The organism is Flaviaestuariibacter terrae, assembly GCF_054777635.1.
In genome coordinates this window covers 1,756,762-1,777,443 of sequence record NZ_BAAHAL010000008.1, presented here as the reverse complement: position 1 = coordinate 1,777,443, position 20,682 = coordinate 1,756,762, and the positions used below count along the sequence as shown (strand labels likewise).

The 20,682-nt window shown below is 58.5% G+C and carries 5 protein-coding genes and 1 tRNA gene; 1 reads left to right on the top strand and 5 read right to left on the bottom strand.

The genetic code is table 11. The annotated features are described in order from the left end of the window. Positions 1 to 146: 146 nt before the first annotated feature. Positions 147 to 3,506, bottom strand: a complete 3,360-nt coding sequence (locus ACYU7Z_RS15745; RefSeq protein WP_460572185.1) for a vitamin B12-dependent ribonucleotide reductase — start codon at positions 3,504 to 3,506, stop codon at positions 147 to 149. 772 nt (positions 3,507 to 4,278) lie between these two features. Further along, positions 4,279 to 4,350: transfer RNA gene (locus tag ACYU7Z_RS15740), tRNA-Asp, on the bottom strand. A 336-nt stretch (positions 4,351 to 4,686) separates the two neighbouring features. Between ACYU7Z_RS15740 and ACYU7Z_RS15735 the strand changes: the two genes are divergently transcribed. Continuing rightward, positions 4,687 to 5,442 carry a geranylgeranylglyceryl/heptaprenylglyceryl phosphate synthase gene (locus tag ACYU7Z_RS15735; protein WP_460572183.1) on the top strand — a complete coding sequence of 252 codons (756 nt, stop codon included), beginning with the start codon at positions 4,687 to 4,689 and terminating at the stop codon, positions 5,440 to 5,442. 95 nt (positions 5,443 to 5,537) lie between these two features. Here the strand turns inward: ACYU7Z_RS15735 and ACYU7Z_RS15730 are convergent, their stop codons facing one another. The 3 genes from ACYU7Z_RS15730 to ACYU7Z_RS15720 form a co-directional block, all read right to left on the bottom strand. After that, positions 5,538 to 10,895, bottom strand: a complete 5,358-nt coding sequence (locus ACYU7Z_RS15730) for an HYR domain-containing protein (RefSeq protein WP_460572181.1) — start codon at positions 10,893 to 10,895, stop codon at positions 5,538 to 5,540. 471 nt (positions 10,896 to 11,366) lie between these two features. After that, positions 11,367 to 19,865 carry an HYR domain-containing protein gene (locus ACYU7Z_RS15725; protein WP_460572179.1) on the bottom strand — a complete coding sequence of 2,833 codons (8,499 nt, stop codon included), beginning with the start codon at positions 19,863 to 19,865 and terminating at the stop codon, positions 11,367 to 11,369. Between the two features lie 5 nt (positions 19,866 to 19,870). Next, entirely contained in the window at positions 19,871 to 20,356 is a 486-nt protein-coding gene (locus ACYU7Z_RS15720; RefSeq protein ID WP_460572177.1) for a hypothetical protein, read from the bottom strand. Between the last annotated feature and the right edge of the window lie 326 nt (positions 20,357 to 20,682).

The following is a 20,682-nucleotide window of genomic DNA, read 5'->3' as shown; positions in this document are numbered from 1 at the left end:
GGGTTTTTCACCGCGAAGAAAAGAAGAGAAAAAGGATACGCTAAGAATAACGCCCCGGAAAGATCCCGTTCTGGCGATTGTATTACCAGCATAAAAAAGACCCCGCCGCGGCGGGGTCTTCTATCAAAACAGGGAGTAAGTCGGAGTTAGCTGCAACCCATGCTGTTGCCGCAGTTAAGGCACTTGTAGCAGGTGCCGCTGCGTACGGTGATATGTCCGCAGGTGTTGCAGGCCGGGGCATCGCTCTGCATGCTCTTGGCGGCGGCATTCATGGCACCGAGGCCGTTGGAGGCTTTCACGGCGGCGGGCTGCTTGTGGGCTTGTGCCTTGGCGGCCTGGGGCGTAGAAGCTACCACGCGCACCGAAGAGAGCTCGGGCTTGTCGGCAGGGGCCTTTGCCGTGGGCTCGTCCCAGCTTTCTTCACCGGTGTTGCCCACTTCGGGCTTGTCGAGCACGTGCACCAGGTCGGTGCGGTTGAGGTACTCGTAGCCGAGGAGGCGGAAGATAAAGTCGACAATCGACGTGGTGCTCTTGATGTTCGGGTGCTCCACGAAGCCGGCGGGGTCGAACTTGGTGAAGACAAACTTCTCCACGTACTCATCGAGCGGCACACCGTACTGCAGGCCGATGGACACGGCCACAGCAAAGCAGTTCAGCATCGAGCGCATCGTAGCTCCTTCCTTCGCCATATCGATGAAGATCTCACCCAGCGTGCCGTCGGCGTATTCGCCGGTGCGCACAAACATCGTCTGCCCGTTGATCTTGGCTTTCTGCGTAAAGCCGCGGCGCTTCGCGGGCAGCGAGCGGCGCTCCACGATAGAGGCCAGCTGGCGCTTCAGCGCGGTGTCGGGCGAGGCCTGTACGCGCTTCTGCACTTCCTCCAGCAGCTCGTCGATCGTGAGCTTGCTCATATCGACAATGCTGCTTTCCACTTCGGTTGCGGGAGCGTCGGCCGTAGCCTCGGCAGATGTATCGTCTTTCTTCTTCTTGTCTGATTTGTTCGACAGCGGCTGCGACATCTTCGAGCCGTCGCGGTAGAGGGCGCAGGCCTTGAGACCCAACTGCCAGCTCAGCATGTACGAATCGGCGATCTCGTTCACCTGCGCCTCGTGGGGCAGGTTGATCGTCTTGGAGATGGCGCCCGAGATAAAGGGCTGGGCCGCCGCCATCATCCGGATGTGGCCATGGGCGTGGATGTAGCGCTCGCCTTTCTTGCCGCACTTGTTGGCGCAGTCGAACACCGGCAGGTGCTCGTCTTTCAGGTAGGGCGCACCTTCAACGGTCATCGTACCGCATACGTAGTCGTTGGCGGCATCGATCTGCTCGTCGGAGAAGCCGAGCGCTTCCAGCAGGCTCCACTCGAAGTTGTAGTAGTCTTCAGCTTTGAATCCAAGACGCTGCAGGCATTCTTCGCCGAGGTTGTATACGTTGAACACGAAGCCGATCTCGAAGGCACTCTTGACGGCCTTATCGAGCTTCTCGATCTCGGAGGCGATGAAGCCTTTTTCCGAAAGCGTCTGGTGGTTGATGCCCGGGGCGCCGGCAAAGGTGCCGCTGCCTACTGCATACTTGATGATGGCGTCCATCTCCTTCTCGGAGTAGCCCATGTTCTTCAGGGCCGCAGGTACGCTCTGGTTGATGATCTTGAAGTAGCCGCCGCCGGAGAGCTTCTTGAACTTCACGAGGGCGAAGTCGGGCTCCACGCCGGTCGTATCGCAATCCATCACGAGGCCGATGGTGCCCGTGGGGGCGATCACGGTCGTTTGCGCATTGCGGTAGCCGTACTTTTCACCGAGCTCGAGGGCGTCGTTCCAGGTCTTACAGGCAGCCTTGAGCAGGTAGTCGGGGGTGAACTGCGCCTTGAGGCCCTGGGGCTTCACGGAGAGGCCTTCGTATTCGGCGGCGTCGAAAGCGGCTGCGCGGTGGTTGCGCATCACGCGGAGCATGTGCTGCCTGTTCTCCTCATAGCGGGGGAAGGCACCCAGTACGCCGGCCATCTCGGCCGATGTGCGGTAGGCCACACCCGTCATGATCGCGGTGATGGCGCCGGCGATGCCACGGGCCTTCTCGCTGTCGTAGGGAATGCCGCTTACCATCAGCAGGGTGCCGAGGTTGGCGTAGCCAAGGCCGAGGGTGCGGTAGTCGTAGGAGAGCTGCGCCACTTCCTTCGAGGGGAACTGCGCCATCAGCACCGACACTTCGAGCACCACCGTCCACAGGCGGCAGTTGTATTCGTAGCCTTCCACGTCGAAAACGTTCGTGGCGGCATCATAGAATTTCATCAGGTTGGCCGAGGCAAGGTTGCAGGCCGTGTTGTCGAGGAACATGTACTCCGAGCAGGGGTTCGAAGCGCGGATCTCGCCACCCTCGGGGCAGGTGTGCCACTCGTTGATGGTGGTATTGTACTGCGTGCCGGGGTCGGCGCAGCGCCAGGCGGCGTAGGAGATCGTGTCCCACAACTGTTTGGCGGGAACCTTCTTCATTACGCGGCCGTCGGTACGGGCCGTGAGCTCCCAGTCCTCACCCTTTTCGAGCTTCTCGAAGAAGGAGTTGGGGATACGCACGGAGTTGTTGGAATTCTGTCCGCTCACGGTCCGGTAGGCTTCGCCTTCGTAGTCGGAAGGATAGCCGGCGGCGATGAGGGCAGCCACCTTTTTCTCCTCCTCTACTTTCCAGTTCACGAACAGCTCGATCTCGGGGTGATCGAGGTCGAGGCACACCATCTTGGCGGCGCGGCGCGTGGTGCCACCGCTCTTGATGGCGCCGGCAGCGCGGTCGCCGATCTTGAGGAAGGACATCAGGCCCGAGGAAGTGCCACCGCCGGAGAGCTTCTCGCCCTCGGCGCGGAGGTTGGAGTAGTTGGTACCTACGCCGGATCCGTATTTGAAGATGCGGGCCTCACGAACCCAGAGGTCCATAATGCCGTTGTCGCCAACGAGGTCGTCGTTCACGCTCAGGATGAAGCAGGCATGGGGCTGCGGACGCTCGTAGGCGGAGGTGGATTGTTTGAGCTGGCCGTCGACGGCGTCGACGTAGTAGTGGCCCTGGGGCTTGCCCGAGATGCCGTAGCTCTCGTAAAGTCCCGTGTTGAACCACTGGGGTGAGTTGGGCACACACATCTGGGCGAGGATGGAGTACACGAGCTCCTCGTAGAACACCTGGGCGTCCTGCGACGAGCCGAAGTAGCCATACTTCTCGCCCCATACGCGCCAGCAGTTGGCGAGACGGTGGGCAACCTGCTTTACCGAGGTCTCGCGGCCCAGGGAGCCGTCGGGCTGCGGTACACCGGCCTTACGGAAGTACTTCTGGGCCAGGATGTCGGTAGCGATCTGGCTCCAGCCTTTGGGCACTTCCACGTTGTTCATTTCAAACACCACTTCGCCACTCGGGTTGCGGATGACGGAGGTGCGGTAGTCGTAGTCAAACTGGTCGAAAACGGGGACGTCGTCCCGGGTGAATTTGCGCGTAAAGGTCAGTCCCTTCGCAGGTTTTTTAGCATTGCCCATTTGCCAGAAGATTTATGAGGTGGATTAGAAGTTTAGTCCTGCCGCCGCAACCGTTTCAAATCGGGCGGACGACGAAAGTATATTTCTAATCGAAAAAATAGCACCGTAGAAATCCCCATTGTGTGCATAATCTAGTTTATACACATTACAACTCGCTACTACACTGCATTTGACAATTTATTCACCTGATCCATTGCAAAAAAGGCATGTAATTTAGGAGGATTATGATTGCCCGAAGGCTCGAAGAGAGGAGCACTCGTTTTTGTAGAAATTGGCCACAGGCGGTTGCGAATGAAAAAAGTTCACTAGAAGAAATAAAATTCAAATCAAATGTTGAAAAGTTGTTAACCGCAGCCCTGTGAGTAATGCCGACAAAAGGGTGCAATCATAACCTATCTTATTGAACAAGAGGAATATTATCATTTAATTTCTTTTTTGATAGGTGCAAACATGGACAAAAAAATGGCGCAGAAAATGCACCCAATATCACTTGCTGATGATATATTCGTTCGGTCAAATCACTGAATTTGGAGTTCTTAAGTTCATGTATATAAAAAGACCGCCCTGGCTTCTACTCCGAGGACGGTCTTCGCGCTGATTTACATCAGTGCCATTCGGAAAACCTTGCGCTTAACTGTTGGGGCAAGGAAACCTGAACACGCTGGCTGGGTGCCATATGGTCTTCCCCTTCACCCTAATAAAAGGGGTGAAAATGAAGCCATCACTGCACCTACCGCAGTTACATGGTTTTTTGAATGATTCGCTCATTCAGTGGACCGGACGGGACTCGAACCCGTATGATCAAGTTGACAGCCTGCTACATTAGCCTTTATGCTACCGGCCCAACCAGGCCATGAGTTTATACTCATGGCCTTTTTTCTGTCATTAACGAAAGTATCTGTACAGGGCGAAAAAAGGAGCCCGGAAATATGCACATCCCGGTGGATAAATGTTGAAATATTGGGAACGGCCGGCCCCTGTTGCCTCCCGCGATTTTTTCACGCGAAATCCACATAGCGCGGCATGGAGATTATTTGGCAAGGGGCCTCCCATTTCGTAAGAAAACCTACGTCAACACTGAAATATGATAGTTTATTCCATATTTCGACCTGCCGTGATTTCCCATGGCACAGGCATTGCAAAACTTTTCGCATTTTTGCAGCGTACTTAACTCATACGGATGCAGGGCCTTGTTTATCAATTATTACGGGAGAAGAAGCAAAAGGGTGCGAAGTCGTTCGCGCTCCTGATCGATCCGGACAAGGTCAACGCCGCGCTGCTGGCGGAGCTGCTCCCGCGCGCCGAGGCCGCGGGGGTCGACTTTTACTTTGTCGGCGGCTCGCTCGTGGTGACCGACGGCCTCGACGAATGCGTGCTCCAGATCAAGGCCCGCACGCAAAAACCGGTGATCCTCTTCCCGGGTTCCCCCTCGCAGCTAAGCCGTCATGCCGACGCCCTGCTGTACCTCTCGCTCATTTCCGGCCGTAACCCCGAGCTCCTTATCGGGCAGCACGTGCTCTCGGCGCCTTTCGTCAGGAAGAGCGGCCTCGAGATCATGCCCACGGGCTACTGCGTTATCGACGGCGGTGCGCCCACAACGGTTTCGTATATCTCCAACGCCGCCCCTATCCCCCACGACAAAGCCGATATCGCCCTCTGCACGGCCCTTGCCGGCGAAATGCTCGGGATGAAGCTTATTTACCTGGATGCCGGCTCCGGCGCGCGGCGCCCCGTGACTCCTGAAATGATCAGCGCGGTGGCTCAACATATCGAGGTGCCGCTCATTGTCGGTGGTGGCATCCGGACGGGCGAGGCCGCCTATGCCGCCTGCCAAGCCGGCGCCGATGTTGTCGTGGTCGGCAATGCGATCGAGAAAGACCTCGCGCTGCTGGAGGAGATCGCCGCGGCGGTGCATGGCGGGGTAACAAGTTTGTAGATTGACGTTTGGCGTTGCGCGAAGCGGCGCCAGGCAGAACGAAATAAAAAGAGCCCCTCTTGCGAGGGGCTCTTTTACTTACTGAACCAATAAGATCAACGTGCGATCACGATGCGGGTCGTCAGTACCGTGTCGCCATTGGAAACACGTACCGTATAAAGACCGGCCGCAGCCGTTTGCAGGTTGAGGGTGAGGTCCTCGCTCTGGTAGGTTACCGTCTGGTCGTGCTGGAGCACGCGGCTGCCGCGGCTGTCGAGCACTTCCACGCGCAGCTTACCCTGCAGACCACTCACGCGCAGCTGTACGATGCCACGGCTCGGGTTGGGATAGGCGCTGAGCGCAGGTACAAGCGTCGGCTGCACCTTGGGAAGTTGGCGGGTAACGGCGTTGCTCGTGCAGGCGCCGAGGTAGCCACCGTTGCCCAGCTGGGTAGCCACGGCCGCAGGAGCGACACATACCTGTACCCAGGGGTTGGAGCCGGAGCCCGTATTGTGGCAAACCAGGACCTTGTCCAGCTTGTTGCCGCAACGAACATCCACGAGCTTGATCACCTTCGTGATCGCGGCGGATACGCAGCCATAGGCGTCTTTCACCACCACATTCCAGGTGCCGGCGCCCACGCTTACAGAAGCGGTCGTGGCGCCATTGCTCCACTGGTAGCTGTAGGGAGCGGTGCCGCCCGAAGGCGTAACACCGAGGCTGAGGGCCGCGGGGCCATAACCCTGGTAGATGGTGTTGGCCTGACCGCCGGCGCTGACCGCCCATACATCGGCCACATTGCCGCTAACCGGCGCATTGACCAGGATGCTGGCCGATGCCGTGCTGCTGTTGCCGTGAATGTCGGTTACCGTCCAGGTGATGACGGAAGTGCCAACCTGGAAGGAGCCGCTTGCATTGGCACCATTGCCGTTGCGGGTCGTGGCACCGCTGATGCGATAGCTCACCGACGCGATGCCGCAGTTGTCGCTGTAGGTGGGCAGGGGCACCGTATAGGTAGCCGCGTTGCAATACACCGAAGGAACAACCGGCGCCGTCACAACAGGTGCTTCCGTATCATTTACCGTGATGGCCTGGGTAGACGTTGCCACCTGGCCGTTGCCACCGACTGCTTTCCAGGTGATGCTGGTTGTGCCAACCGGGTAGGCTGCGGAGAGGGCCGCGTTATCGCTGCGGCTGCCGCTCACGATGGCGTCGTTGCTGCCGCAGAAGCGGATGTCGTCGACATAATATTCAGGAGCTGCAGGATCAACCGCATCGATGCCCCCGAAGAAGTCGATGGCGCCAAGCTGCTTCGTTCCGGGAGCGTTCACCGGTCCGATGCGATCGGAAAGAGTCCAGCTTTGTACGGCGTTGCCGGCAACATACAGGGTCGTTGTGTTGGCGTCGAGGTCGATCGACTGGCGCACATCGAACCACTGTCCGTGCGGGAAGCTGAAGCTGGCCGTGCCTGCGGGCGTACGGGCAGCACCCGAGCCGTTGCTGAAGAAGCGCACTTCGTAACCGAACTCGGTGCCGATGCTGTTGGCAAACTTCTGCAGGTTGTAGTATGCGAAGCGATCTGCCGGCACATACATCTTCCAGGTCAGTTCCCACTTGCCCGTTGTTTTATCGCCGAGCATATAGAGCTGGTCCTGGTCGTTGGAGACCTGCATGCTGTACGGCGCGCTGAACGATTGGGCGGCCGATACGAGGGCACTGCTGCCACCAGGCCAGGGCGTGAAGTAGGTCGACTGACCGCTTACCTCGCCGGTGCTGAAGCCGTCCATATTCGCGCTGCGGCATTCGTTGTTGGCGCAGAAAGCAGCAGCCTTCGGAGTTGCCACCGTAACGGCGGCGCCACAGGCACCCGCGTCGTTACTAACCGTGATCGCAGGCGTTGCGGCGATTACCGGTGCGTCCATGCTGACTACGGTTACGATCTGAACACCCTGCACTGCGTTGCCCGAGGCATCGGTGGCGAGGTAGAGAACAGGCGTGCTGCCTACCGGGAAGGTAGCCGGCACGGTGCTGCTGATCGTCACAAGCGAGCAGGCGTCGGAACCGACAGCCTCGCCAAGAGTTACCGACGAAGCCGGGATGCTGCAGCTGCCCGCGGGTGCGGTTACTGTAACAGGGGCCGGAACCGTGATCGTCGGGCGGGTGATATCGCGCTTCGTCAGGCGGAAGCTGCAGGAGTTAACATTGTTGTGCGCATCGGTTACTGTAAAGGTGACCAGCTGCGTGCCTGTGCCGCTGAGCAGCGTACCGGCTGCGGGCGATTGTACCACCTGCAGGGTTCCCGGACAGTTGTCGGAAACCTGGAGCTGACCGCGGTAGTCGGGTATAGCGACCGTACAGTTCGCCAGCAGGTTGATGCTGCGGTTGGAGATACACACGATCGAGGGAGCCTGCGTATCGTTCACACGAACCGTGAAGGATCCTGTACTTGCATTCCCGGCTGCATCCTGTGCACGGTAGGTTACCGTAGTAATACCGACAGGGAAAATCGAGCCGGAAGCAGGACCGCCGATACGGCTGATGCTGTGGCTGCTGCAGTTGTCGGCAGAAACCGGCTCGCTCCAGCTGACGCGGGCGCCGCATACATTGGCGTCGTTGCCAACCGTGATGTTTGCCGGAAGGCCTACGATGGAAGGTGCCTGCGTGTCAACAACGGTTACCGTGAAGGAGCAGGTAGCGCGGTTGCCACCGGCATCCACAGCTTCCCAGGTTTCGGTGGTAGTGCCTACCGGGAAGGTGGCGCCGCTGCCGAGACCGGAAACAAGGTGCGTGGGTATGTTGCCGCCTTCGAATTCAACTACGAAGAGAGCATTCTCATAATAGAACCAGTCATTCCAGGTACCGTTGGGGCCCCAGTTGATAACGGCCCAGTCTTCGTTGCCGCCATAGTTGTTCGGCTCGCCACTGTTCCAGTTGGTGTACGTAACGGGCTCGCTGGTGACCCACTTGAAGGTGCCCTCCACTTCGCGATCGGTGTGGCCGATCCAGATGAAGTTGGGGCTCATGGCCGACACGAAGGCGTTTTCCTGCGCATCGCTGATGGTCACGAGGTGACCGCCGAGGGCGATGGCGCGGGCATGCGCGTCTTCCGGTGTCGTGGGACTGTTCGAAATGAAATACGTGTGACCGCCATAGGTTCCCTTGTAGGTGTAACCATCAAGCGATGTAGGCAGCGAACCATTGCCGCAGTTGTCGGTAGCCGAGGGAGCGTTGTAGCTCACCGTGGCACCGCAGCTGTTCGGAGCGGCATTCACCGTAACGTTGAACGCGCAGGAGATCACCGGCGGGGTAACGTCCTTCACGATCACCGTCTGGTCCTGTTGCGCCGTATTGCCGGAGGCATCTGTGAAGGTCCAGTGAATGGTATAGGTGCCCTGGGTCGAATAACCGACCGGGTCCGAAGTAGTGGCGACAACGAGGCCGCTGCATTCGTCGTTGGCCGTCGGCGCGCTGGCCGTTACCGAGCACTCGCCCGTAAGTGTGGGCAGCACGGGCACGGTCGGCACCGGTGCGCTGTTGTCGACAACCGTAATGGTTACCGGGCCCGATGTTCCCGAGCAGCCATTGCTGCTGCCGGTTACCGTATAAGTACCGCTCTGGCTAACGAGGATCGTGGCACCGGTGGCGCCGTTGCTCCATACATAGCTGTCGGCACCGGAGGCGCTCAGCGTTACCGGGTTGTTGGGGCAGGTGGTGAGCTGCGAGGCCTGGATGCCGGGGTTGATGTTGCAGGGCAACACGGTGATGCTGAAATCCTGGCGCACCTCGGCGTGATCGTGGTGGTGGATGTCTTCAGCGATGACGGAAAGCTGGTACGTGCCGGCGCTTCCTACCGGCGGCGTGCCCGACAGGGTGCCGGTGCCCGGGCCCGTGACCGTGAACGTAAGCCAGGAAGGCAGGTTGAGCGCTACGAGGTCGAGCTCGTCACCGTAGGGAACATCAGCATCCGTAGCTGTAAAGTTGAACGAGTACGGGCTGTTTTCGGGAACGCTTACCGATGCCTCGTGGAGGGGCAGCTGGAACTCCGGCGTCGAATTCACCAGCACATCGAAGGAATGCGTTTTCGATTTATTGAGGTTATCGGTGGCCGTAAACGAGAAGCTGTGCTCACCCCAGTCGGAAGCGGCGGGCGTCCACTGCAGCGACAGCGAGCTGCTGTTGCCGGAAGCCGACGGCAGCGGCGACAATGCGCTTACCGATGCGGGCAAGCTGGCCGATACGATGCTCAGGTTCACCGATGCATCGGGCGCGTGTGCCTGGATCGTCCAGTTGTAGCCCGATCCCGGAACAAGTACCTGCTCGGTACCGGCGGCCGGTGTCGGCGGAACGTCAAACACGGGGTTCATGCTTACCAGGATGTTTACGTTGGTCGTGGTCTGGTTGCCGAAATTGTCCTGCGCGGTAAACGAGATCACGCGGCTGCCCAATTGAGCCTGTGTAGGCGTCCAGCTGAAACTGGTACCTGCAGGATTGCCGCTCGTGGGAAGACCGGGGCTGATCACAGCGCCCGAGGGAAGACCAACGGCGCTCAGCACAACTATGTCGCCGGCGTCGGGGTCGGAAGCGCGAACCGAGAAGGCCACGTTTTGACCCGGCTGGATGTCGTAGGCCATCCCGTTCACGGGTGTGATCGAATAGTTGAAGACGGGCGGCGTGGAGGGCTGCACGATCTTGACCATCAGGTCGATCATCGTGCTGGCGCCATACGTGTCGGTAACGACAAAGGCGGCGCTGTACAGGTTGCCGATAGCCATCCCGGCGTTCGTCGTGCTGGTATTGAAGGTCACGAGGCCGCTGCTGCTCACGCTCATCGAGGCGGGCTGCGTCTCAGTGGAGCCACCCATCTCGGTAGGCGTGGCAAAGCGATACGTGAGCGCGTTTCCATCGGGGTCGTTGGCGGCCAGCTGGAACGTGGCGGCGCTGCGTCCGAAAGGAACGTTCACCGTAGGCGGCATACCGGAAACGGGTCCCGAGTTGAAGTTGTACGTCGTACCTACCGTGACCTTCACCTCCTGGCGATAGGCCAGGTCGGCGTTGTTCTTCAGCGACGAAAGGCGGGCACTGCTGGAAAAGAAGGCCGTCTTGACACCGTCGGTGGTAAATGTTTTTGTGATCGTCACCTCGCCATAAATCCAGTCTTCGGCCGGGTTGATGGAGGTGATCACCAGGTTAATAGTGGAGGCAGTTGAGGCGTCGCTGTATTGCAGCGTGCCTACGTTGATGACGGAGCCGACTATCGCATTGGTATAAGCGGTAGAGAAACTTCGCCGGTAGGCCTGCGATACCTTGAATTGTACGGTGCGCCCGGACACCAGGCTCCAGCTGATGTTGCCATAGCGAAAATGCGATGCCTCCGCCGCAAAAGCGACAAAGAGCAGCACGAACGTAAGAACGAGCAGCCGCGAGCGTTGCAACAGGCGGCGTGCCTTGCTTCCAGGGGAAGTTGTGTGGTTCATGTGTGCGATTAATTATGCAGTTAGAAATTATCGGAACGTGATCCCGGGCAATAAGGCAGCGTACGGCGCAGCAGCATCAGCTGTCCGTCGATGACATCATCATTGGATTACATTCCGGATTACAAAGGGGGTGCGACCAGAGGTTAGGTGTAACGCGTTAGAGACAATCGGTCGTCAGTGGATAGTGGTCGTCGGTTCTAACAGGGTTGGAGTAGGACAAAAGAAGAGCTAATAATTCATAAAGCGAGAACACTTAGTCAGTATTTAAAAAATCTAGGTAGTTACACCTAATTACCTTCGTAGAATTACGGTAACGGTTAGCCGCAGCGGACGACGGCAGGCAGGCAGTCGAAAGTCGTCAGAAGCTCCGGTGAAGAGACAAGTTTGGCGTTGCGCGAAGCGGCGACAGGCGGAACGAAATAAAAAGAGCCCCTCTTGCGAGGGGCTCTTTTACTTACTGAACCAATAAGATCAACGTGCGATCACGATGCGGGTCGTCAGTACCGTGTCGCCATTGGAAACACGTACCGTATATAGACCGGCCGCAGCCGTTTGCAGGTTGAGGGTGAGGTCCTCGCTCTGGTAGGTTACCGTCTGGTCGTGCTGGAGCACGCGGCTGCCGCGGCTGTCGAGCACTTCCACGCGCAGCTTACCCTGCAGACCGCTCACGCGCAACTGTACGATGCCACGGCTCGGGTTGGGATAGGCACTGAGCGCAGGTACAAGCGTCGGCTGCACCTTGGGAAGCTGGCGGGTAACGGCGTTGCTCGTGCAGGCGCCGAGGTAGCCACCGTTGCCCAGCTGGGTAGCCACGGCCGCAGGAGCGACACATACCTGTACCCAGGGGTTGGAGCCGGAGCCCGTATTGTGGCAAACCAGGACCTTGTCCAGCTTGTTGCCGCAACGAACATCCACTACGTCGATCGATGTACGGAAGATCGCCTTACAGCCTTTGCTGTCGGTCACCACAACGATAAACGTTACGGTTCCCTGCTCGGCAGCCGTCATCGTGATCTTGGACGGATCGGAAGAAACGGTGAAGCTGGCAGCAGTTCCCTGCTTGCTCCACTGGTACGTATAACCGGGGGTTCCGCCGCCCGCAGTTACCTGCAGGGCAGTCGACGAAGCCGGTGTATAGCCCAGGTAAAGCGTATTCGGCTTCGTGGCATTCGGCAGCACCGTGAAGCTGTTGAAGGCCCCGGTGATCGGTGCATTGAGGCGAACGGAGGTCGTAGCATTGCTGCTGTTGCCGCAGGCATCGGTGACCGTCCAATAGATGGTATTGACACCGACCGCGAAGGTACCCGACGCATTGGCCGTGTTGCCCGTGCGGAGCGTATTGCCCGCAGCGTTCTTCACAGTGTACGCATAACGTACGGCCGTGCAGTTGTCGGTAGCGGCAAGGGCCGGTACGGGATACAGGTTCGACGTGGTATCGAAGCAATGCTCCACGCTGCCTGCGTTGAAGGTAACTACCGGTGCTGTACGGTCAACAACCTTGATCGTTTGGGTAAAGCTGGCCGATGTGTTGCCCGTCGGATCCGTGAAGTTCCAGGTGCGCACACGGGTATAGGTCGTGCCACAGCTGTTGCTGGTTACGTCGCTCACGAGGTGGCGGGTTACCGGCGCACAGTTGTCGGTAGCCGAAGGCTCCGGAACAAGTGCTGCTGCGATTCCCTGTGCATCGGAGCATTCCACCGTGCGGTCGAGGCTTGCAGCAACCGTGCTGATTACCGGCGCGGTCACGTCCTGAACGCTGATGATCTGTACACACTGGCTCGAGTTGCCCGACACGTCGGTAGCCGTCCAGGTGCGGGAGATGCTGTAGTTGTAATGGGCAGCGCTGTTGATATCCGAAGCCTGTGTAGAGGCGTCGCTGTAAGCGATGGAAACAGGTCCGCAGTTATCCTTGGCGGTTGCATTGCCGTTGGCCTGCGTCGACACGTCGCCGTCGCAAGCAACCGTGCGGTTGCCGGGGCAGGTAAGCACCGGTGCGCTGATATCCTGAACAGTGATCGTTTGCAGGCACTGGCTCGAATTGCCATGGTTGTCCAGGGCCGTCCAGGTGCGGGCGATCGTGTAGTTATAGTGTGCCGCGTTGTTGATGTCGGCAGACTGCGTGGATACGTCGGCATGCGTGATCGAAGCGATACCGCAGGCGTCCATAGCGGTAGCTACGCCGGTGTTGGCCGTGCTGTTATCATCCTGGCAGTTCAGCGTTACCGAAGCCGGGCAGCTGATGACAGGAGCAACGTGGTCTTCAACCGTAATGATTGCTGTAGCCGTGTTCACGTTGCCGTGCACATCGGTTACCGCCAGGGTTACCGTGTTGGCGCCTGTGTTGCTGCAATCGAACGACATCTTGTCTGCACTGATGGAAGCGATACCGCAGTTATCCGTCGAGCCGTTGTCTACCTGGGCAGCCGTGATAGAGGCCGCGCCCGTAGCATCCAGTTGGATCGTGAAGCTGTTGGTATGTACTACCGGCAGCTCATTGTCGGCTACCGTTACCGTGAAGGTCTTGCTGGTCGTGTTGCCGCAGGCATCCTTCGCCGTGGCCGTAACCGTAGTAGTACCTACCGGGAAGTAGGTGCCGGGGTCCTGGCTGTACGAGATCGCGGGCGTGCTGCAATTGTCCGAAGCAGAAGCCGCGAAGGTCACAACGGCGCCGCAATTCGTAGCGTCGTTGTTCACCGAAACATCACTCACTGTGAGCTCCGGCGCTTGCGTATCCTGCACGGTGATCACCTGCGTAGCCGAAGCAGTATTGCCGGCGGCGTCGGTGGACGACCACGTGCGGGTGAGCGTGTAGCTGGAAGGGCAGTTACCGTCAACGCGGCTTTCGCTGAAGCGAACAAGGCCGGAGAAGGCGCAGTTGTCGGTAGCGGTTACCGTTGCGGCATCCGGAACGGCGTTGCACTCCACAGTCGAGTTGGCGGGTACGCCAGCCAGAACGGGTGCTTCCGTATCGTTCACGGTTACCGTGAAGGAACGAATGTCGCTATTGCCTTTGGCATCTACGGCACGGTACGTAATGATCGTACTGCCGGTCGGGAAGAGAGATCCGCTCGCAAGTCCGGCGATCTGGGTCACCGAATGTCCGGAGCAGTTGTCCGATGAAGTGGGCTGCGTCCAGCTTACGCGGGCGCCGCACACAGCAGGGTCATTCCCGACAGTGATGTCGGAAGGAAGATTCACGATCGAAGGTTTCTCCGTATCCTTCACGGTTACAATGAAGGCAGAGATGGCAGTCAGGCCGGAAGCATCCTGGGCGCGGTAGCGAACTACTGTGCTTCCGATGGGGAACACAGAGCCCGATGCAGGACCGGCGATCTGCGTAATCGAATGGCCGCTGCAGTTGTCGGCCGAGGTCGGCGCGGTCCAAGTGACACGGGCGCCACAAACACCGGCGTCGTTGCCAACGGTGATGTTTGCCGGCAGTCCGACGATCGTCGGTGCCTGCGTATCAACAACGGTTACCGTGAAGGAGCAGGTAGCGCGGTTGCCACCGGCATCCACAGCTTCCCAGGTTTCGGTAGTGGTACCGATCGGGAAGGTAGCGCCGCTGCCGAGACCGGAAACGCGATGCGTGGGGATGTTGCCACCTTCGAATTCAACCACGAAGAGGGCATTCTCGGTATAATACCAGTCGTTCCAGGTGCCGTTGGGGCCCCAGTTGATAACGGCCCAGTCTTCGTTGCCGCCAGCATTGTTCGGCTCGCCACTGTTCCAGTTGGTGTACGTAACGGGCTCGCTGGTGACCCACTTGAAGGTGCCTTCCACTTCGCGATCGGTGTGGCCGATCCAGATAAAGTTCGGGCTCATCGCCGACACGAAGGCGTTTTCCTGCGCATCGCTGATGGTCACGAGGTGACCGCCGAGGGCGATGGCGCGGGCATGCGCGTCTTCCGGTGTCGTGGGACTGTTCGAAATGAAATACGTGTGACCGCCATAGGTTCCCTTGTAGGTATAACCGTCAAGCGACGTGGGCAGTGCGCCGTTGCCGCAGTTGTCGGTAGCCGAGGGAGCGTTGTAGCTCACGGTGGCACCGCAGCTGTTCGGAGCGGCATTCACCGTAACGTTGAACGCGCAGGCGATTACCGGCGGGGTAACGTCCTTAACGATCACCGTCTGGTCCTGTTGCGCCGTATTGCCGGAGGCATCTGTATAAACCCAATGGATCGTATAGCTGCCCTGGGCAGTGTAAGATGTCGGGTCAACGGTAGTAGCCGTCAGCTGACCGGAGCAATTGTCGGTGGCCGTCGGTGCGGGAACAGAAACGGAGCACTCGCCCTTAACGGTAGCCAGGTTAGCTACGTTCGGAACAGGAGCCGTATTGTCCTTCACAATGACCTGCTGCGTTTGGACAGTTTGATTGCCGCTTCCATCCGTATACGCCCAATGGATAACATAGGTACCCTGAACCGTATACGTGAGCGGGTCAGCGGTCGTTGCCGTCACGATACCCGAGCAATTGTCAGTAGCGGTCGGCGCTGTCGCCGTTACCGAGCACTGTCCGTTCAGAACGGGAAGCGTGGCAACGTTGGCAACCGGGGCTACGTTGTCGGTAACCGTAACGGTCTGGGCTTGTGTCGACTGGTTACCGACGGCATCGGTAGCCGTCCACGTAATCGTCGTCACACCTTTGGGATAGGTTGCGTTGAGCGGCTGGTTGTCGCTGCGAACGCCGGTTACAACCGCATTGCTGCAATTGTCGCTGGCAGTCGGCGCAGATACGGCAACCGAAGCATCGCAACTGGTCGCTGATGCATTGGCAGTGAGGTTTGCATTCACGCCACCGGCAATGAATACATAGAGCTTGCGCGATGCATACTGGCCGGCGTTCTGCTGGAAGGTGTAGTCAGGATGACCACTGTTACCGGTGTTGTTGCCGATACCAAGATCGCTGATGCCACCGGAAGCCCAGCGGTTGTAGGCAAACAGGGTTTGCTGTGCGCCCCAGTTGTGCACCTGGAACGAACCGTAGCAGCTCGGGCTGGTAACGGTACGCTGGTCGTCGTAGTCATAGGTGCCGCCATTGGCGCCTGCGAGGCCGAGTGTATTGCCCGTAGTGTAGCAGTTGTTCCAGAACTCGATATTGCCTGTGGCAATACCTGTTCCAGCGGTCACGCCTGCGTTGCTGCTGGCGACAACATTCATGTTCGTTACTTTCTGCTGGAAGAACGTGCTTCCTACCGAAGGAATACCCGTTTGGGACACTGTGTTCGTGAACTTGTCCATCGAAACCCATACCCACTTGTTGTCCAACTCCATGAAGTAGGCAACGCGTGTGAAAGGCGTGCTGGCAAGTGCAGCAGCGTTATTTGCGGTTGTGGGAACGGCAGTCGTGTTGCTGTACGCTGCGCTCGTGGGCAGGTCATAAGCATAAACCAGGCTGTACTGGCTGGCTTCCGGTACGCGCGACAGGATGTTTGCCGGAACATTGCTCACCGACGTGTTGAACACCGGTGCCGTAACGTCCTTGATAATCACGGTCTGCTGCTGCGTGGAGCTGTTGCCATTGCCGTCGTTGTACGTCCAGTTCACTGTATAAGTGCCCTGTGCGCTGTACGAGGTCGGATTAACGGTGGTAGCCGTAACAATGCCTGCGCAGTTGTCGTTTGCCTTCGGTGCGGTCAGCGCGGCAGCGCATTCGGCAGTGATCGTCGGCAGTGTCGTTACCTGCGGAACCGGTGCGGTAAGATCCTTCACCAGTACCTGCTGGGTCTGCTGTGTGTTGTTGCCATGACCGTCGCTGTAGTTCCAGTGAATGGTATAAGCACCCTGGGTGGAATAGGTGCGCGGATCGGACGTAGTAGCGATCACCATGCCGGCGCAATTGTCGGTAGCGGTGGGAGCAACGGCCGTAACCGAGCACTCGCCGTTCAGGGCCGGCAGCGTAGCTACCGTCGGAACCGGTGCGCTATTGTCGACAACCGTAACCGTAGAAGTACAGCTGCTGACGTTTCCGTCGGCATCCGTTACCATAAGGATTACTTCGTTGTTGCCGATGTTGCCGCAGTCGAATGTGCCTGCGTTGCCGGCAGCACTGTAGTGTGCCTGGATGCGGAGGTTCTTCACGGTACCGCCGCAGGGATCTCCGAATACCGAGTTGGTAGCGGGGATCGAGGCGCTGTTGCGGCCGAGGGCCAGGCCTTCCACCTTCGATTGGCTGATCGAGGAATGGCACCAGCCGTAGCTGAAGCTTCCGCAGTTGCCGGTAGGCGTGCCGTAGGAGGCGAAGTCGATGCGATCGATCAGCGTACCGGCCGGGGCCTGGAGGGTGATCGTATTGTTTTCCGTAGCGATGCCACAGATCGTGCCTTCACGCGAGATCGACGTGGTTACGGGTCCGCAGTTGTCGGAAGAGCCGTTGTCGATCTGCGCAGCCGTGATCGAAGCATGGCCGCTGGCGTCGAGCGTTACGGTAAGCGGCTTGCACCGAGCAACCGGCTTCACGTTGTCGACCACCTTGATATCAAATGTATTCGAGCCCGATCCACAGCCATTGGTTGCGGTAACGGTCACATGGGTAATACCCTTGTTGTATACCTGGCCGCTGCCATTGCCGCTGCCGGAGCCGGTAGTGGCGCCGCTGAACGAATAGCTGACAGTGGGTGCGGGTGTTCCGCCGATCGAAAGCGGGTAGGTCACCATGCTGCTGCAAGAGGTCGCATCGGTGAATGCCTGCTGGTACACATCGATCCCGCCAACGGTCGGCTGGGTGCCGGTGCTGAGCGATACGATGTTCGATGTCGTGGAGCAGCCGTTGCTGGTACCGGTTACGCTGTAATTGCCCGCAGCGCTTACGCTGATCGAGCTTCCCGCCTGGCCGTTGCTCCAGCTATAGGTGCTGGCGCCGCTGGCCGACAGGATCGTGGAGCTTCCGTTGCAGAGCGTCGTGGAAGCTGCGGTGGCGGTCACCTGCGGGTAAGCGTTCACCGTTACGGCGATGCTGTTGGAGGTAGCCACGCAACCGCCGCTGTTGGCGACGACTGCATAATAGGTGCCGCCCGCGTTGGCCGTGTAAGTCTGTGCAACAGCACCGTTAATGGCGCTGCCATCCTTGTACCATTGGTACGTTGCACCTGTGGTAGCCGTCAGCACAACGTTTCCACCCTGGCAGAAGCTTGTAGCGCTGCCTGCAGTGATCGTCGCTGTCGGTGCTACGTAGGCGGGCGCCGTTCCGATCACCTTACCGGTGACCCAGTTGGAGCTTTGGCCCGTCAGCGCGAAATTCATCAGGGTTCCCGTGCGGTTGTTGCCACTGGCATCCGTCAGCGAAGTGACAGACGGATTGCTGGCGTCTACCAGGCCCTGGTTGAATTGATAGTAAGCAGCCAGGCCGGTTTGCCCGGCAGGAAGCTGCCCATTGAAGTTGTTCTGAATTTCATTCTGGCAAAGCTCGCGGGTCCAGATGCGGAGTTCATCGACATTGCCATTGAACGTGCTGCCCATGCCATTGAAGTAAGCAACCTGCCCGATAATATAGTCGGTATTGCCCGACCCGATGTAACCACCGGCCGAAACGTCCTGCGCCATCAGTACACCGTCGCGGTAGATCCGGCGAACCTTGGTAGTGGCGTTATAGGTAGCCGCCCAATGGTGCCAGTTAAGGTCGGAGACGGCGATGGCGTCAAGGTCATTGCCGTAGAAGGCAAAGGTGAAATTGCCGTTATCGCGGAAGCCGAAATGAATCGTTTTGTTCACCTGCTCGAGGCCGCCTTGCGAAAAGATCATGGCATAGGCACCTTCCGCGTTGCGCTTCGCCCAGGCTTCGATCGTGAACGAGGTGCTGGTAAAGTTGATGCCCGAGTTGGCCACTTTCACGTATTCACTGCCACCGCCGAAGTTGAGCGCGCCCGCAGCAGCGTAGGCCGCTGTGGTAAAGCTCACCTGGCTGCCGTAAGAAATACCGGCCGAGTTGATTGCGTAGGAGCGAACATAATAAGTAGTGTTGGCAGCAAGACCGGTGAGGGCGCTGCTGTAGCTGCCTGTTCCGGAGCCGTCGCTGGTTTTGGCGTTGGCCGTTGTGGGTGTGCCGGTCGTGTTCCAGCAGATACCGCGTGCCGTTACGGGCTGTCCGCCATCGGAGCTTACCGTACCACCCGACACTGCTGTTGTGTAGCTGATGGAAGAGACGGCTGATGTCGTTACCGTGGGTAAGGAAGCAAAATTTGCGGTGATCGATTTGTCCGCGTTCATGGGAACAGCGACACTGGAAGCCGTACCGGAAGCGGCGCCCGACCAGTTGGTAAAGAATGCAGTGGCTCCGTTGGAAGAGGTGAGCGTGACGGTCGATCCGTCGGCGAAGTTGGCCGAGTTGATGCCCTGCGCCGTATTGATGCCCGAAGGCGAGCTGACGACGCTGCCGCCCGTGGAGCCGGCGGTGGCTACGGTGAGCTTGCGCGAAACGAGTCCGCCGCTGATCGTTGCTTTGAAGTCAAGTGTGTTGCCATAGGTATAGCTGCCGCACAATTGCGGTACGTTGCTGTACACCATGATGACCCGCATGTAGATCGGGCCGTTGTAAGCAGTTGTGGGAACGGTTATGTTGCCGTTGTACACGTAGGTACCGACGAACGTCGCGTTCTGGTCCATAACCAGCTCGCCGGCGTCCTGCAGGTTGCCGTTGCCGTTGAAATCCATCCAGATTTTGACATACTCCAGGTAGGTGCTCGCCGCTTGCACGGTAACGCTTACCGGGTAGGTGCTGCCCGCCACCAGGTTCGTAATGCTGGTACCGGAGAAATCCTGGTAACCCGGGCCCGAAGAGTACGAAGTGTTGGCGGTGTTCTTCACGACGCCATTAATGCTGACCGAGGAAACGTACTCGCAGCAAAAAGTTGTCGCCGAAGAGGCACACAGGTTCGATTGCGCTAACAAGCACTGACCGAAGCCGGTCATGAAAATGCTGAGGAAAAGCAGCTTTATCCCCAGGCTGAGCGAGTTTGTAGATTTTGTATGCATGCTTCTTAGTTTACGACGGTTGAATTGGTAACACTCCACTGATCGTTCACCTTAGACAGGGTCACTTTCATCCGCACCGAGCCGGGGCTCGTGCTGTTGCGGCCGTACGTCATGAAGAAATCAGCACTTGCGTCCTGATCACCGACGGTAAAGGAGAGGAAGTTGATGTAGGCATCCTTGTTGCCGACGCCATCGCGCGAAACGAACAGAACGGGCTGCTCGAACTTCGTGACCGAGAGACCGGCCGGAAAAGCGACGGGAAGTTGCAGGATCGTGACCTGCTGCTTCGCACCATCGACGCCGCTTGGATAAAAAGCCTGCAACGCGGGCAGGTCTAGGCATTTCTGCAAGACCTCGGCATTGTCGGCCGTCGCCTGCGCAAACCCCTTCTGGGGAGCGGCGATAGCGAGCAGGAAGCCAAGCAGGCATGCAATCAGGTGGAAGTAGGATCTTCGTTGCGCAGGGGCAAACAAGGGCATGGTTGTGTGCATTTTTTGCTGTTTAAAATTTTGTCTGGTGCGGTTCAGAGGCTTGGCGGGAGGGCATAGGCATTCCGGTTCAAGCACAGGCAACGGCACAGCTGGGCTGTTCCGGGCCGGGGCTCAAACGGGTTTGATGCTACCGGTTAGGAGGCGAAAACAGAGGTTAGAGAAAACCGCAGGAAAGGTTCGTGACGATTGGTGGATGGTGGCGGCTGGTTCTAAAAGGGTTGGAGTGGGACAAAAGAAGAGTTTAAAATCCACATAAAGCAACTACTTAGGTGTTTTTTAGTTCGGCTAAGTAATTACACCTAAAACGCTTGGTAGAAATACGATGG

Coding starts and splice junctions, on each gene's coding strand:
- ACYU7Z_RS15735 (WP_460572183.1), top strand. CDS start 4,687: ATGCAGGGCCTTGTTTATCAATTATTACGGGAGAAGAAGCAAAAGGGT.
- ACYU7Z_RS15745 (WP_460572185.1), bottom strand. CDS start 3,506: ATGGGCAATGCTAAAAAACCTGCGAAGGGACTGACCTTTACGCGCAAA.
- ACYU7Z_RS15730 (WP_460572181.1), bottom strand. CDS start 10,895: ATGAACCACACAACTTCCCCTGGAAGCAAGGCACGCCGCCTGTTGCAA.
- ACYU7Z_RS15720 (WP_460572177.1), bottom strand. CDS start 20,356: ATGCACACAACCATGCCCTTGTTTGCCCCTGCGCAACGAAGATCCTAC.
- ACYU7Z_RS15725 (WP_460572179.1), bottom strand. CDS start 19,865: ATGCATACAAAATCTACAAACTCGCTCAGCCTGGGGATAAAGCTGCTT.